General features: G+C 56.0%; 9 protein-coding genes and 2 pseudogenes. 5 read left to right on the top strand and 6 right to left on the bottom strand.

What is annotated here, in order from left to right; all coding sequences use genetic code 11:
- Window positions 1-56 precede the first annotated feature (56 nt).
- Window positions 57-1,418: pseudogene (locus LA5095_RS33570) on the bottom strand (IS110 family RNA-guided transposase).
- Window positions 1,419-1,506: 88 nt separating this feature from the next.
- Here LA5095_RS33570 and LA5095_RS24400 point away from each other — a divergent pair.
- Window positions 1,507-2,857 (top strand): annotated as a pseudogene (locus tag LA5095_RS24400) (IS3 family transposase).
- 276 nt (window positions 2,858-3,133) lie between these two features.
- Here LA5095_RS24400 and LA5095_RS24395 read toward each other — a convergent pair.
- The 5 genes from LA5095_RS24395 to LA5095_RS24375 all read right to left on the bottom strand — a co-directional run bounded on the left by LA5095_RS24395 (window position 3,134) and on the right by LA5095_RS24375 (window position 8,298).
- Window positions 3,134-3,925, bottom strand: a complete 792-nt coding sequence (locus LA5095_RS24395; protein ID WP_055119710.1) for an SDR family oxidoreductase — start codon at window positions 3,923-3,925, stop codon at window positions 3,134-3,136.
- 27 nt (window positions 3,926-3,952) lie between these two features.
- Entirely contained in the window at window positions 3,953-4,732 is a 780-nt protein-coding gene (locus LA5095_RS24390) for an SDR family NAD(P)-dependent oxidoreductase (protein WP_055119708.1), read from the bottom strand.
- A gap of 33 nt (window positions 4,733-4,765) precedes the next feature.
- On the bottom strand, window positions 4,766-6,271 hold the full coding sequence (locus LA5095_RS24385; protein ID WP_235808791.1) for a sugar ABC transporter ATP-binding protein: 1,506 nt from the start codon (window positions 6,269-6,271) through the stop codon (window positions 4,766-4,768).
- 27 nt (window positions 6,272-6,298) lie between these two features.
- Entirely contained in the window at window positions 6,299-7,240 is a 942-nt protein-coding gene (locus LA5095_RS24380) for a substrate-binding domain-containing protein (RefSeq protein WP_029062047.1), read from the bottom strand.
- Window positions 7,241-7,335: 95 nt separating this feature from the next.
- Complete coding sequence (locus LA5095_RS24375; protein ID WP_055119854.1) at window positions 7,336-8,298, bottom strand: ABC transporter permease; 963 nt, start codon at window positions 8,296-8,298, stop codon at window positions 7,336-7,338.
- A gap of 222 nt (window positions 8,299-8,520) precedes the next feature.
- Between LA5095_RS24375 and LA5095_RS24370 the strand changes: the two genes are divergently transcribed.
- The 4 genes from LA5095_RS24370 to LA5095_RS24355 are packed head-to-tail and all read left to right on the top strand — an operon-like array spanning window position 8,521 to window position 12,762.
- Window positions 8,521-9,342 (top strand): transketolase, encoded by an 822-nt coding sequence (locus tag LA5095_RS24370; RefSeq protein ID WP_055119706.1) that lies wholly within the window; start codon window positions 8,521-8,523, stop codon window positions 9,340-9,342.
- Window positions 9,339-10,298 (top strand): transketolase family protein, encoded by a 960-nt coding sequence (locus LA5095_RS24365; RefSeq protein ID WP_055119704.1) that lies wholly within the window; start codon window positions 9,339-9,341, stop codon window positions 10,296-10,298. The genes LA5095_RS24370 and LA5095_RS24365 overlap by 4 nt, the downstream gene beginning before the upstream one ends.
- Before the next feature lie 3 nt (window positions 10,299-10,301).
- Complete coding sequence (locus LA5095_RS24360; RefSeq protein WP_055119702.1) at window positions 10,302-11,765, top strand: FGGY family carbohydrate kinase; 1,464 nt, start codon at window positions 10,302-10,304, stop codon at window positions 11,763-11,765.
- A gap of 37 nt (window positions 11,766-11,802) precedes the next feature.
- Window positions 11,803-12,762, top strand: a complete 960-nt coding sequence (locus LA5095_RS24355) for a sugar-binding transcriptional regulator (RefSeq protein WP_055119700.1) — start codon at window positions 11,803-11,805, stop codon at window positions 12,760-12,762.
- Window positions 12,763-13,215 lie beyond the last annotated feature (453 nt).

Raw genomic sequence — 13,215 nt, 5'->3', positions numbered from 1 at the left:
TCATCGATGAACGCGTACCTCACTTTGCATCCTTGGCGAAGTACGCGGTTGCCTTCCTAAGAAACACACTCGGCATCACGCATTGGCGCCAAGGAATATCCGAGCGTCTTGGCGTGCCGTTGGAGATTGGCAAGCACACGGCCTCGATGCCACTCGTCATAGGCCACTGCACCGGGATCGCGATAAGTCATGCCGATGCGCAAGGTGTTGTAGAAGAGGACAGCGATCTTGCGAGCGGTTGCCGTGACCGCCTTCTGCTTTCCGATCCGCGCTGCGAGGCGGCGATAGAACGCGCCTAACGCCGTATCACTTCGCTCGATTGTGATGGCGGCCAATCGCAGCAGTGCCGCGGCTCGACTGGAAGATCGGCTCGTCCGTGATGAGAGAAGCTTGCCACCCGAGATCTTGTTGCCTTGTACGAGGCACAGCCAAGACGTGAAGTGCTTGGCGCTCGGCCATGCCCACAGATTTGCGCCGCATTCCCCGATCAGCTTGAGCGCAAGTGAAGGACCGAGGTCATGGATTTGGGTCAGATCAACGCCGAGAACCTCATAAAGGGCGGCTCGAACATCAAAGGACGGCGCATTTACCTGCTTGGTCTTTATCCTTGACTTCGGCAGGGGCGGCAGCTGCTGTTCAGCACGAATCGTCAAGGCCGAGATGGCCGCCTCCAGCTTACGGTCGCATTCCAGCATTTTCTTTTGGTAGAAGTCATAGAGCTCCAATGACTGGGTCAGGGCGAAGATATGTTCGTCCCGGTTATTACCGACCAACGATGCGCGGATTGTCTCAACCGATGAATGACAGCGGACGTCGCGGAGGGATGCCAACACATCCGGATCCCGTTCGCCTGCCACGATGGCACGGATGATCCGCATTCCCGTTGCTCCAGTGATGTCCGAAACAACATGATGCAGTTGTAGGTTCATCTCCACCAGAGCCTTCTACATGTGCTGGATATGAGCGGCAACGTATTCCACCAGCCGCTCACGTTGCCGCAGATAGGCACGCAGCCTCGCAATAACTGCCGAAGGGCGAAAGCTACTGCGTGACAGGTCGTAGGAATGGAGCTGCCTGAGCCATCCGACATCGCTGACGTCGGTCTTTCGGCCTGGAACGTTCTTGGCATATCGGGCATTCACAAGAATGACCTCAAAGCCATGCTGTTCGAGAATCTCGAAGGTCGGGATCCAGTAGACCCCGGTAGATTCCATCGCAACGCTGGTTACACCGCAGGACTGGAACCATTCGGCAAGATCATGCAAATCCTATGTGAACGTGCCGAATGTGCGTATCGGCATATCGTCACTGTCGGGGTTCGCTGCAGCCATACGCATGGTCGAACCGATGCCGATCGCGGCAGCTCTCGGATTGACCATCTTCAGATCAGGTTGGTCGCCGGTGACGGTCTTCATCATGGTGTTCGACTTCATCGCCAATGGGACAAATTGAAGAGTTTGCATAGAGGAGGATTTTTGGCTCATCGTAGCTGATCAAGGAGCGAAGATGAGACGGAAATCCGGGCCGGAGAAAGAGCCGGCAAACAAGATGATCAAGGACATCCGCCGAGTGACGCGTCGGCGTTTTTCGGCAGAAGAGAAGATCCGGATTGTTTTGAAGGTTTACGGGGCGAAGAGAGCATCGCCGCCTTGTGCCGGCGCGAAGGTAGCGCTGAGAGCCTCTACTACAACTGGTCCAAGGAATTCCTTGAAGCGGGCAAAAAGCGGCTGGCCGGTGACACGGCCCGAGCGGCCACCAGTGATGAGGTCAAGACCCTGCGCCAGGTGTCCAGGGATCTGAAGGAGGTGGTGGCCGAACAGGCCTTGGAACTACGCCTTCTCAAAAAGAGCATGATCGGGGATGGGGGCGGCGAGGAATGAGATACCCCGCATCCGAAAAACTGGAGATCATCCGCCTTGTCGAGCAATCCCATCTTTCGGCGAAACGCACGCTGGAGACTCTGGGCATTCCCCGCTCGACATTCAATCGCTGGTACGATCGTTTCCTTGACGGTGGTGTCGCAGCTCTTGAGGATCGCAAGCCACATCCTGGTTCGGTCTGGATCCGCATCCCTGATGAGATCCGGCAACAGATTGTCGACTTTGCCTTGGAGCGGCCGGATCTATCGCCGCGCGAGTTGGCGGTGGCCTTCACCGATACAAAGGGCTACTTCGTGTCCGAATCCTCGGTTTACCGGCTTCTCAAGGTGCACGACCTGATCACCAGCCCGGCCTTTGTCGTCATTAAAGCCGCCGATGAATTCAAGGACAAGACGACCGCGCCGAACCAACTCTGGCAAACTGACTTCACCTATTTGAAGGTTCTCGGCTGGGGTTGGTTCTATCTGTCGACCATCCTGGACGACTTCTCCCGGTACATCATTGCCTGGAAGCTCTGCACCACGATGAAAGCCGGGGATGTGACCCATACGCTGGAACTGGCTCTTCAGACCTCAGGCTGCGGTAGCGCTAAGGCCAGGCAACGGCCCAGGCTCTTGTCCGACAATGGCCCGTGTTACATTGCCAGCGACTTGGCGCTCTGGCTGGAAGGTCAGAACATGGAACATACGCGTGGAGCCCCCAATCATCCCCAGACACAGGGCAAAATCGAGCGATGGCACCAGACCCTGAAAAACCGGATCCTGCTTGAAAACTACTTCTTGCCCGGGGACCTGAAACACCAAATCGAGGCCTTCGTCGACCATTATAATCACCGGCGTTATCACGAGAGCCTTGGCAATCTCACTCCGGCCGATGTCTACTTCGGACGTGGCCAGGACATCCTCAAACAACGGGAAAAGATCAAACAGGACACCATAAGAAAACGGCGCTTGCACGACCGAAAGGCAGCCGCATAATATTACTAACCTGATGAGCCAGAACCTCCTATAAATCAGGCCTCAATTTGTCCCAAAACATATGAAGTCGGACACCGATCGGTTCCGTTAAGGCCCACACCCAGGCGTCTTTTTCCATTTTTTGCCACCTGCCGAATTGGATCGATTGCCCAGGACAATTCAGTTCATGAAAGGAACAGCGTACGCCGCTTGCGTGTTGCCGCATGATTTCTCTGGACAGGCTTCAAGCAAATCCGGATGCGTAGCGACAAATGGTTTTGATGGTTCGGCAATGCTCTACCAGCAGCAAAATCCGCCATCCACCAGTAGATCGACGCCTGTGCAGAAGGAAGCTGCATCCGATAGCAGGAACACAGCCGGGCCAACCATCTCGTCAACATTTGCCATTCTGCCCATGGGTGTCTGGGCTTCGAATTCCTTTGTCTGATGCACCATCTCGGGTCGTGTGTTCATCGGAGTCGCAGTATAGCCGGGACTGATGGAATTCACCCGGATACCCTTGCCGACCCACTCCATGGCCATGGACTTCGACATCTGGATTACGCCTGCTTTCGAGGCGTTGTAGTGGACCTGGTTCAGACCCTTGTTGACGATCACGCCGGACATGGACGCTATGTTGACGATTGATCCGCCCTTGCCATGGGCGATCATCGCCCTGGCTTCGGCCTGACAGGAGAGCCAGACACCCTTCATGTTGATGTCCATGAGGGTCTGGTACTGCTCCTCTTCCATGTTCTCACATGGGTTGGCATTCGCAATTCCCGCCGCATTGAGAGCCAGATTAAGCGATCCCAGCCCGGCTTCGGTTTGCGACACTGCATCGGCAAGAGCTTTTGAGGATGTGACATCGGCCGAAATCGACAGGGACCTTCGTCCCGCTCTCGCGATGAGCTCGGCGGTTTGCGCCAATCCGTCATCCGTGCGTCGGTCGAGCAGCGCGACATCCGCACCGCATTGGGCCAACCCGATGGCAATGCGTTGTCCAATGCCGCTGCCAGCGCCTGTAACCATTGCAACACTGCCTGAAAGATCAAACAGTTTAGGCGCATTCAAATCGATGTTTTTCATAAGATACCCCAGCCACCAGGAACGACTTCAGGACATGATCAGACCGCCATCCACATTGATCGTCTGACCGGTAATGTAGTCTGCGTCTTCGCTGGCCAGAAAGGCAATGAGGCCTGCGACATCCTTGCCCTCTCCCGCCCGTTTCATGGGGATGTTCTGGACCCAGCTGGCCATCAACTCACCCGGACCGAAATCACCCATCATTTTTCCCCAGACCCGGTCATTGTAGTCCCACATGTCGGATTTGATGATGCCGGGGCAGATCGCATTGACGGTGATATTGTCGAGTGCAACTTCCTTGGCAAGGCTTTGGGTCATGCCCATCACGCCATATTTCGAAGCCGCATAGTGAGGCGTATAAATAAATCCGTCTCGGGCCTGTCCGGATGCCATGTTAATCAGCCTTCCACCGCCAGTCTTGCGCATGCGCCGGATGGCTTCCTGGCAACACAAAAATGCCCCCTTGGTGTTGACGTTGAGGTTCAAGTCCCATTCCGCCTCGGTCATGTCCTCGATTCTGGCAATGGTGATAACCCCAGCGTTTTGCACAGACACATCGATTGAGCCGAACTCACGCTCTGCGCGATCATACATCGCGACAACCGCATCGCGGTCGGTTACATCACAAAGAACGCCGACCGCCCTTGCACCCATTGCACAAAGTTCGGCTGCTGCGTCCGCGACGGCCTCTTCGACCGACCCGATCACGACATTGGCCCCTTCAGCTGCGAACCTGCCTGCAATGGCAAATCCGATACCTCTGTTGCCGCCGGTGACAACGACGGTCTTGCCCTTGAAACGTTCCATGAAGATTCCTTCGTTGATTTATGGGCCTGAGAACTAGGCCGTCGCCAGTTCCATGACGGAAACGTCGTTTGCTTCCGAATGGTCGAGGATCCCCACCTGCCGTCCGGCCGCCATGACCATGATGCGGTTGGAAACACCCAGCACTTCTTCAAGATCGGAGCTTACAACGACAACCGCGACACCTTGCGCGGCCAGGCCGTGGATCAGTTCATAAATTGAAGATCGCGCGCCGACGTCGATGCCACGGGTCGGCTCGTCGAGCAGAACGACGTCCGGATTTCGGGCGAGCCATTTTGCGATGACTATTTTCTGCTGATTGCCGCCGGACATTTCATTGGCCATCTGGCTGCCAATTCCCTTGACGCCAAATTTCCTGATGTTTTCGCTCGCGAATTTTTTCACCCGCCGGTTCGACATCCATCCGGATTTGCTGACGGATTCGAAGTTGGAGTAGGCGATGTTTTCCTGAATGGAATGATCGAGGATCACGCCTTGAAGCTTGCGGTCCTCGGGAACCAGTATAATGCCGTTGCGAATTGCCTGTCCGGGAGATTTCGGCGTTATATCTTTCCCGTTCAACTCGACGGTTCCCGTCTGAATGGGATCCGCGCCGGCTATGGAACGAACGAGCTCCGTGCGACCGGCTCCAACCAGTCCGGCGATGCCGAATATTTCGCCCTTTCGCACAGAGAAACTCACGTCCCGGAATCGGCCGGTGGGTGAGGTCAAGCCCGATACTTTCAAGACCTGGCTGTCCTCTGGTCTGGCCAGTGGCGGGAACATCTGCTCCATGCTCCGCCCGACCATCGCCTCAACTATGGTGCGGATGGGAACGTCGGCAGTATCGAATTCCTGAACTTTCTCGCCATCACGCATGACGACGATACGGTCGGCAATCTGTTTGATCTCCTCCAGCCGGTGGGAGATGTAGATGATCCCGACACCTTCCGATTTCAATCGTTCGATCTGCTCGAACAACAGCTTTGTTTCTTCACTGCCCAGCGCAGCCGTCGGCTCGTCAAGTATGAGAAGTTTCGCATTCAACGTCAGCGCCTTGGCAATCTCGATCAACTGCTGACTGGCCGTCGAAAGTCCTTCCACGGGACGGCGCGGGGAAATTTCAAGACCGAGGCGTTTCAGCCCTGCCTGTGCACGCCGATCCATTTCTCCGCGGTCAAGCCGACCTGCCTTCATGGGATATCTGCCGACAAAGATGTTCTCTGCAATCGACAGGTGCGGCAGAAGCATTAACTCCTGGTGGATCATCGCGACCCCTGCATCAATTGCGTCGCGCGGGGTGGCAGGTGCGTAAGGTGCACCCAGCCAGGTCATCTCGCCTGACGACGGAAGGATCGTCCCGGAGATGATATTCGACAAAGTAGATTTTCCAGCGCCATTTTCGCCAAGAAGCGCCACGACTTCTCCGGCTGCAACCTCCAGATTGATCCCGTGCAGAACTTCAATCGATCCAAAGGATTTATGAATGTTCCGAAGAGAAAGAACCGGATTCTTGCCGTCGATCGTCATGGCGCTGCTCATGCTAATGCCTTGTTGGCTCAAAAGGCCTTAAGGGTGCTTTTCAACAAACTTCGCAGCGTCGTCGCATGTTGTCAGCACGGCATTCGGAATCTGGCGTGCAGGCACCGACGCGTCATTTGCGACCGCAATGGCAGAGTTCACCGCCAGGACACCCATCGCCTGTGTACTTTGCGTCGCAGTCACGATGAACGGGGTGTCACACGCCACAAGTGACTCCAGCGCGGCACCGTCGCCGTCATATCCACCGACCACGATCTGATCGGCAAGGCCTGCGACCTCGACGGCCTTTGCAGCGCCCATGGCCAGGCCGTCAGCCTGACCAAAGATGATGCTGATATCAGGATTTGCCTGCAACATGTTCTGGGCAATCTGAAAGCCCTCGTCCGGTGACCACTGCTGGCTCCACTGCTGAGCAACAAGTTCGACGCCAGGATTCTCGTCGATGGCCATCTTGCAGCCCTCGAAACGCTGAACCTCGGGAGTCGTTCCTTTCTGGCCATGGATAACGACCATTTTTCCCTTGCCTTCAGCCAGGCCGATAATGTGATCGCAAACCTGGTACGCGGACAGAACGTTCTCGCCATAAATGACCGTATCACCGGGAGCGCCTTCAGGCTCACGGTCAACGTTGATGACAGGAATACCCTCCGCGCGCGCAAGACGGGTCGGAACAGCAGCCGCCGCCGCCCCGGCAGGAATGTAGATGAACGCATCAATTCCTTGCGTGAGCAAATCCTGAACCTGGCTCACCTGTGTGGCGGTATCGTTCTTGGCATCAACAACGATAACTTCAATACCGAGCTTGCCGGCATAGCCCTCCACGCCGAGCTTGATCTGGTTGAAGAAGTCAGCCTGCAGGTTGGGAACTGCAAGACCTATCTTCTTGATGCCGACACCTTCTGCCGAGGCGGTTCCTGCTGCAGCAACGAGCGCTGCCGCCGCAATCATGCTTTTAAATGCGGTTTTCATAGAATTCCTGCTCCTCCGTTGGTGGCCCGTTTTGTCTTATGGACCTATTACAAACCCGATAGACGGGCCTTCCTCGCGAGGCCGAAGCCCCTGTCTTATTTGTTTCTGTGCTTGAATGTCTCTGCCGCGACCGCGAGCACGATGACCAGGCCGATAATCACGGCTTGCAAAAACGGTGATACGCTCAAGAGATTCAGCCCGTTTCTGAGAACGCCTATGATCAAGACACCGATGATCGTGCCCCCGACACCACCGGTGCCACCGGCAAGGCTCGTTCCACCAATGACGACGGCCGCGATTGCGTCGAGTTCGTATGCGACGCCTGAACTTGGCTGCACCGCGTCAAGGCGCGCTGCCAGAAGAACACCGGCGAGCCCGGAAAGCGCTGCACATGCGGTGTATGTCAGAACTGTCGCCCGCTTGACGTTGATGCCGGCAAGTCTCGCGACTTCCGGGTTCCCCCCGATGGCATAGAGCATGCGGCCACCTTCACGGTAGCGCTGGAATAGCAGCGCCACCACGAAGACGACGAGCATTACTGCAACCGTTGTCGTGAGCACACCGCCATGGCGAATGATGGCACCCATGTTGAACCATGCCGGGAAGCCGATAATCTGGGATCCGTTGGTAATCATGTTCGCCAACCCCCGTGCGATGGACATCATCGCGAGCGTTGCAATGAATGGCGGCACCTTGAATTCGGTAATCAGAAGCCCCGCCACAACTCCCACAAGCGCCGATGCGACGAGTGCACCGCCGATGGAAATGGCCATAGGCAATTCAGCTTCAACATTGAGAAATCCGAGCACCATCATCGACAGCGCAAGCACCGAGCCAACCGAAAGGTCGATCCCCGCAATCAGGATCACAAAAGTCATTCCGACAGCCATGATGCCCAGCACCGTGATCTGGTCGAGAATGTTCAGAAAATTGCGGAAGGAAAGGAAGGAGTCGGTGGCAATGGACAGGAATGCACACAGTAAAATCAGCCCGATCAACGGCCCGGTCGCACCTCCGAACGAAAACGCACCGCGTAAACCGGAAGAGGCCTTGATCATCGCGCTGTTCGTGTCTTCGGTCGATTGCATCCGATCCCCATTCAGACATAGAATAATTATGCAATAATGACTTTATATCCGTAACAAATTGAAAAAAACCTGTCAAGGCAAGGGAATGGCAAAATAGCGCGGCCTCGGTTCCCTAATTGCTGCATTCACTCTTGTTGACAATCAGGAATTCTGCATATTAAATAATAGATGCATAAATATGCAGAGGATAGCATGAGTCCCGAAGAACTTCGCAAAATTGCAAACTGGATCCGCAAACGTGATCTGCAGGCTGTCTACGAAGCCGGTGCCGGGCATATTGGCGGAGAGATGTCGGTGACAGACCTGCTCACCGCACTGTATTTTCACACCATGTCGGTCAATCCGGATGCACCGCTGGATCCACAACGGGACAGACTTGTATTGAGCAAGGGTCACACCGCACTTGCGCTCTATGTCACGCTGGCGAAAAAAGGATTTATCCCGGAAAGCGAGATTGCGACATTCCTGAAACCTCACTCACGGCTGAACGGTCATCCGAACCGGACCAAGGTACCCGGAGTTGAAACAAACACTGGGCCGCTGGGTCATGGACTGCCCGTTGCAGTCGGAATGGCGAAAGCTGCGCAGCTGAACGGTGACAGCTGGCGGGTATTCGTGATCACCGGTGACGGGGAAATGCAGGAGGGCTCCAATTGGGAAGCCATCATGGCAGCCGCCCAGTTCAAACTGGACAACCTGACGCTGATCATCGATCACAACCGGCTGCAGCAGGGTGCCAGAGTGGCCGATACCAACAATCTTGCGCCGATTGCTCCGAAAGTTGAGGCCTTTGGCTGGATGGTTGAGGAAATAGATGGCCACGACATGAAGCAGATCTGCAAGGCACTGGCACCGGAAACAACAGAAACTGGCAAACCAAAATGTGTCGTGGCCCACACCAACAAGGGACAGGGCATTTCATTCATGACGGACAATGTGGCCTGGCACCACAAGGTTCCCAATGAGGAACAATTCCGCCAGGGCATGAGCGAGCTGGAAAAGGCGCTGTCATGAGTGCTCCGATTGAAACCTCCAAACTGCACGACTGCCGCGATGCATTTGTATCGACACTGGAAGCTCTGGGAGAGGCGGACAACAATATTGTTGCCGTTTGCAATGATTCCGTCGGCTCTTCCAAACTGGGCAATTTCAGGGACAAGTTTCCGGACCGGCTGATCAATGTCGGTATCGCAGAGCAGAACATGGTTGGTGTTGGCGCCGGCCTTGCCAACGGTGGCAAGACGCCTTTCGTTTGCGGTGCCTCACCGTTCCTGACCGGCCGCGCGCTGGAACAGATCAAAGCGGATGTGGCCTATTCGGAAGCCAACGTCAAACTCGTGGGCATCAGCGCCGGCATGGCCTATGGAGAATTGGGCGCAACGCACCATTCGATAGAAGATTTCGCATGGATACGCGCCCTGCCGAATGTACCGGTGATTGCCCCGGCGGACCGCATTGAAACCGCCGCTGCGGTGAAATGGGCGGCAGAAAATGAAGGGCCCTGCTTTCTGAGACTCAGCAGGGTCGGGGTTCCTGATCTGTTACCGGCCGGCCATGTGTTTGAACCCGGCAAGGCGAACAGGCTGCGCGAGGGTGGTGATGTCACCCTGATTGCCAATGGTGTCCTGGCACACCGTGCCTTGAACGCAGCACAGTTGCTGGCGGACCATGGAATTTCCTGCAGAGTGATAAACATGGCCTGCGTCCGCCCTATCGACACCGATGAAATTATCGCAGCCGCATCGGAAACAGGTGCGATCCTGACATGTGAGGAGCACACTATCTTCGGCGGCCTCGGGAGTGCTGTCGCGGAAGTTGTCGTTGACCATCACCCGGTCCCAATGAAACGGTTGGGTGTCCCCGGTGTCTTCGCTCCCACGGGGTCCGCAAATTTCCTGCTCGACGAATTCGGGATGGCTGCGGAAAGTATTGCAGACAGCGCCAGGGAGTTGTTGCGCCGAAAAGGATAACAGATGGCACGCCAGGTGATTCTTGCAATCGATGAAGGTACGACGAATTCGAAGGCGATCTTGATTGATGAGAACGGCAGCATCATCGCGAGCGGATCCGCGCCTGTTCCTATCGAACATCCAAAACCGGGCTGGGTGCAACAAGACGCCAATGCGATATGGCAGGCGACACAACAGGCTGTCACGAGTTGCCTGAACAAGGCGCCCGACGCTGAAGTCACAGCCCTGGGCATTTCAAACCAGCGTGAATCCATCCTGGCCTGGGACAAGAGAACCGGTGAGCCCATCGGGCCCGTCATCACGTGGCAATGCCGCCGCACGGCGGAGGAATGTGACCAGTTGAAAGCCGACGGGCACGAGGCAAACGTGATCACCCGAACCGGCTTGCCTCTTGATCCGCTCTTCCCCCCCACCAAGGCGGCCTGGTTGCTACGGCATTATCCATCCGCGGATAGGGAAACCTGTATCGGCACTGTCGACAGCTGGTTGATCTGGAAGTTTTCCGGAGGCGCGCTCCACGTCACCGACAGTTCCAACGCTGCCCGGACACAATTGTACAATCTGGCCGAGGCACGATGGGATCCTGCATTGTGTGACTTGTTTGGCATCGATCAGGACATGTTGCCGGCAGTGCATGACTCGTCCCATGTCTTCGGGAAAACACAAGGCGCTGAAGTCATCCCGGACGGCATTCCAATCGCCTCGGCGATCGGGGATTCCCATGCTGCCCTGTTCGGTCATGGAGCGTTTGCCATCGGCGATGGAAAAATAACCTTCGGTACCGGGTCGTCCGTAATGACTACGGTGTCGGAATTTCTTGCTCCGCCACAAGGCATTACGACAACAATCGCATGGTCGATCAACAAGCTCCCAACCTTCGCCTTTGAAGGCAACATCCTGGTGAGTGCGTCGATCCTGCCCTGGACGGCAGAACTCCTGGGCCTGAAAAGCGTCGATGAGTTGCTGGATCTTGCTGCAACCGTCTCTGATACGAAGGAAGTTGTGCTGGTGCCGGCCCATGTGGGACTGGGCTCGCCCCACTGGGATTCGCATGCACGAGGGCTGATCAGCGGACTGTCGTTTGCGGCCGGCCGGGAACATGTGGCATTGGCCGCCGTCCAGAGCATGGCCTTTCAGGTCTGCGATGTCCTTGCAATCATGGAAGACACGTCCAGCAACATTGGACACCTTTATGTCGACGGAGGACCAAGCGGAAATCCCTTCCTGATGCAAATCGTGGCCGACCTGACAAAACGGCCGGTCCTGCCGGGCACCGATACCGAGCTTTCCGCACTGGGAGCCGCCTATCTGGCGGGCCTGGCGACTGGATTCTGGCCCGATATCGACGCGATTTCAAAACTCCCTCGTCACAAGGCGGAGATTCCGCCCCGCATGCCACCGGGCGACTGCGACGCGCTTATCGCGATGTGGAGAAACGCGATTGCCCGCAGCACTCTTAGAGTGTAGTGAATATTTATTCAAAACTGACTGCAGGAAACAACAGATGTCCCGACTAAATGAGCTTCGCATGATATCCCGCGTCGCTCAGATGTATCATGTCGAAGGTCAGCGTCAGGCCGCGATTGCCTCGCATCTGCGGATCTCGCAAGCTACGGTCTCCCGCATGCTGAAACGGGCGCAGGAAGAGGAAATCGTCCGCACAACGGTTGTTTCTCCGTCAGGTACATATGGTGACCTCGAGGCACAGCTCAGGGCGGACTTTGATCTGTCCGAAGCGTTCGTTGTTGAATGTTCGGAAGACCGTGATGGCGCGATCATGTCCCGAATTGGCGAGGCGGCTGCGCATTTTCTGGAAGCCACGCTCCAGACCGGCGAAATCATTGGTGTTTCCAGCTGGTCCGAAACCATTTTGAAAATGGTCGACAACATTCATCCCATGAAAAACGGCAAGGCCCGCTACGTGGTTCAGACCATGGGCGGTGTCGGGGATCCAAGGGTACAGGCCCATGCCAATCAGTTGACAACACGGCTGGCAAGGCTGACGGGCGCAGAAGCGCATCTTCTGAACACCCCCGGTGTTGCCCAGTCGAGGGAGGCCAAGCTTGTCCTTTTGAGCGATCCTTATGTGCGCGAAACCATGGATCTGTTCAGGAAACTCAGCCTGACCATTGTCGGCATCGGTTCGATTGAACCCTCAACCATGCTTGCGCGCAGCGGTAACGTGTTTTCATCGCGTGAATTGACGGAGGTAAAGGAAGCCGGTGGCGTGGGAGAAATCAGCCTGCGTTTCTTTGATGCCGACGGAAACTACGTGAAAACACCCCTGGATCAACGTGTCATCGGGATGACCCTGGAGGAGCATTCGGAAGTTGACCGTGTTATCGCGCTTGCTGGCGGACAATCCAAGACCAGGGCGATCCGCGCCGCATTGAAAACGGGCGTCATCGATATTCTCATCACCGACAAGTTCACCGCCCGGCGACTGGTCGGGTCCGAACCCTGATATTGCCGCCGGCTCGCGAAGGGCGGATTTTATCATTGCCCGGAAACTCAAACATGCAGCGGAACAAGGTCAGGCTGTCAACGCTCGGCTATGCGAACCTTCGCTGTCGGCATTGTACATTCACAAGATCTGCTGACACGTTCGCATAAACGTCGCTCTCGGGCTTTTGCCGCCGGAGGGGAATATCACCTAGCCTGAGAAAGAAGACCGCGGGCAAACAAGGGCATACCAGCCACCCGCACCGGACTTGCCCCTGGCTTCACCAGCCTATCCAATACAGGAAAGGACATCATTGAGTGTCCTTCCTCCGAACAAGTCCATCATCCTGCAATTCCGGCTGTCCTTCGCCTCGAATTTCGAAGCAGATCATAGTCGGCAGTTTCGTGTCTTGAATCCGGCACGCGTGCAGCCCGCTGGTGTTCTCCAGGTCAATGAGAGCGGAGAACCGTTTAA

It is taken from the genome of Roseibium album, assembly GCF_001404515.1.
Lineage (GTDB): Bacteria > Pseudomonadota > Alphaproteobacteria > Rhizobiales > Stappiaceae > Roseibium > Roseibium album.
Note: the sequence above shows the minus strand (reverse complement) of the source record. Positions and strands in the feature narration are given on the sequence as shown.

Coding starts and splice junctions, on each gene's coding strand:
- LA5095_RS24360 (WP_055119702.1), top strand. CDS start 10,302: ATGGCACGCCAGGTGATTCTTGCAATCGATGAAGGTACGACGAATTCG.
- LA5095_RS24370 (WP_055119706.1), top strand. CDS start 8,521: ATGAGTCCCGAAGAACTTCGCAAAATTGCAAACTGGATCCGCAAACGT.
- LA5095_RS24385 (WP_235808791.1), bottom strand. CDS start 6,271: ATGAGCAGCGCCATGACGATCGACGGCAAGAATCCGGTTCTTTCTCTT.
- LA5095_RS24355 (WP_055119700.1), top strand. CDS start 11,803: ATGTCCCGACTAAATGAGCTTCGCATGATATCCCGCGTCGCTCAGATG.
- LA5095_RS24375 (WP_055119854.1), bottom strand. CDS start 8,298: ATGATCAAGGCCTCTTCCGGTTTACGCGGTGCGTTTTCGTTCGGAGGT.
- LA5095_RS24395 (WP_055119710.1), bottom strand. CDS start 3,925: ATGAAAAACATCGATTTGAATGCGCCTAAACTGTTTGATCTTTCAGGC.
- LA5095_RS24380 (WP_029062047.1), bottom strand. CDS start 7,240: ATGAAAACCGCATTTAAAAGCATGATTGCGGCGGCAGCGCTCGTTGCT.
- LA5095_RS24390 (WP_055119708.1), bottom strand. CDS start 4,732: ATGGAACGTTTCAAGGGCAAGACCGTCGTTGTCACCGGCGGCAACAGA.
- LA5095_RS24365 (WP_055119704.1), top strand. CDS start 9,339: ATGAGTGCTCCGATTGAAACCTCCAAACTGCACGACTGCCGCGATGCA.